The sequence below is a fragment of the Bacillus cereus group sp. BfR-BA-01524 genome, assembly GCF_022662595.1.
GTDB lineage: Bacteria > Bacillota > Bacilli > Bacillales > Bacillaceae_G > Bacillus_A > Bacillus_A thuringiensis_S.
Map to the genome: position 1 here is coordinate 1 of NZ_JAKUDW010000214.1, position 2,019 is coordinate 2,019.

A 2,019-nucleotide genomic window follows, 5' to 3' on the forward strand; every position below is an offset into this window, starting at 1 on the left:
GAAGCAAAGCCAGTTGTACAAGGTGAAAAATTACCAAACACAGCATCAAATAATGTAGCAATGATGGGATTAAGTGCATGTCTTGTAGCGATAGGTACATTATTTGGTTTGAATCGTCGCAATAAGGTTAAAGTGTAAATAAAATATTTTCCTATAAAGAATGGGATAATTTCATATATTAAAAATGGTAGGTTACTCCTACCATTTTTTGCATGGAGGGATGAAGAATGAAGTTACTCAATTATATCGGTATCATATTGATGGCTATTGGGCTATTCATGGGATCCTATTACGCTGTGGAATGGTATAAAGGAAAAAGCTCTGCTCAAGAATTAACGAAAGAAGAAATAAAGAGCCTTAAAAATATACAAGATACTCAACTTTCTCATGAAACACCTGTAACTTCTCAAATACCTTCTTCTCAAACAGAACATAAAGAAGGTAAAAAGGTAGCGATGTTAAACATACCGAAAATAAAGAAGAAGTTTTCTATATATTGGGGAGCGGATGATACGACTTTGAAAAAAGGAGTTGGTATGTTTGTTAGTGATTTAACGACAACCCCATCTGGAGGAGGACATACTGTACTGAGTGGACATCGAGATACTGTATTTACAGATTTAGGAGAGTTGAAAGAAAAGGATACTCTTGTTTTAGAGTATGATAATAAAACGTACACATATGAAATTCAAAAGACATGGATTACTCATGCGGATGATCGTACTGTTATTATAAAAAAAGAAGAACCGATATTAACACTGACAACTTGTTACCCATTTGATTATATAGGGGATGCACCAGATAGATATATTATCGAGGCGACGTTAACTGGCAGTTATTCAAAGTGAAATTATAGTTTCTGAAAACGGGAGGGGGATATATCAGTTATGTCAAAAAACATTTTAATTGTTGAAGATGAAGACATATTACGTGAAATATTAAAAGATTATTTTTTAAGTGAGCAATATGTAGTGTTTGAAGCGAGGGACGGGAAAGAGGCTTTAGTTGTATTTGAAGAAGAAGAGGTTGATTTAGTTATTTTAGATATTATGTTGCCAGAACTCGATGGATGGTCTGTTTGCCGAAGGATTCGAAAGACGTCCGAGGTGCCTATTATTATGCTAACGGCGCGCGTAGATGAAGACGATACGTTACTTGGTTTTGAACTTGGGGCAAATGACTATGTGACGAAGCCGTATAGTCCGCCAATTTTATTAGCAAGAGCGAAAAGGTTGTTAGAAAGCAGAAAAGTGACAAAGCAACTTTTAGAGAATGAAGATGATACATTATCGATCCACGATATTCACGTTCATTTTCCGTCGCGCACTGTTACGGTAAATCGAACTGATATTAATTTAACGCATACAGAATTTGAAATATTAGCGTATTTCATGAAAAATCAAGGAATCGTTTTAACGCGAGAACAACTCATTTCAAGAATTTGGGGATATGAATTTGCTGGTGATGATCGAACGGTTAATAGTCATATTCGTAATTTAAGAAATAAATTAGGAGAGAAAGCAAAGTACATTACAACTGTAGTACGCACAGGTTATAAATTTGAGGGCAATGTATGAGGAAAGGAATTGTACTAAAATTATTTACTCTTACAACAGCATTGTGCATGTTGATTTTAGCGACGATATTTATTGGACAAACGATATTTTTTAAACAATATTATGCGAATCGAAAAGTGGAAGATATTAAAGTGAATTTAAATTCCTTTGGGAAGAACTATTTAAATCATGCAGGAAATGCAGAAGAAATTCAGAAACTAGAGCAAGACTTTTTAAGAGAAAATAATACGTGGATTACGACATTAGATAAGAACGGGAATTTAAAACATGCAGATGATTTTTATTTTGAAGTAACGATAGATCGTAGGCAACAAAAGAGCTTTGGACAACAAATATTCAAAATTCCCTTAGGTAATCTTGTCAATATAGAGGAGATTGATAATAAATTATCAGAGCATTTTTTAGGGCAAGAAATTTATTTTTCTGGAGTGAGAAAAGAAGA

The 2,019-nt window shown here is 33.8% G+C and carries 3 protein-coding genes and 1 pseudogene; all 4 read left to right on the forward strand.

The features are described 5' to 3' along the window. Nucleotides 1-138 (forward strand): LPXTG cell wall anchor domain-containing protein (locus MR170_RS30430; RefSeq protein WP_242310609.1); only part of this gene is annotated, 138 nt, incomplete at its 5' end. Nucleotides 139-227: 89 nt separating this feature from the next. After that, entirely contained in the window at nt 228-848 is a 621-nt protein-coding gene (locus MR170_RS30435) for a class D sortase (RefSeq protein ID WP_242310607.1), read from the forward strand. A 39-nt stretch (nt 849-887) separates the two neighbouring features. Further along, complete coding sequence (locus tag MR170_RS30440) at nt 888-1,577, forward strand: response regulator transcription factor (protein WP_016079950.1); 690 nt, start codon at nt 888-890, stop codon at nt 1,575-1,577. Then, nucleotides 1,574-2,019: pseudogene (locus tag MR170_RS30445) on the forward strand (two-component sensor histidine kinase); the annotation flags it as partial. The gene MR170_RS30440 and the pseudogene MR170_RS30445, both read left to right, overlap by 4 nt.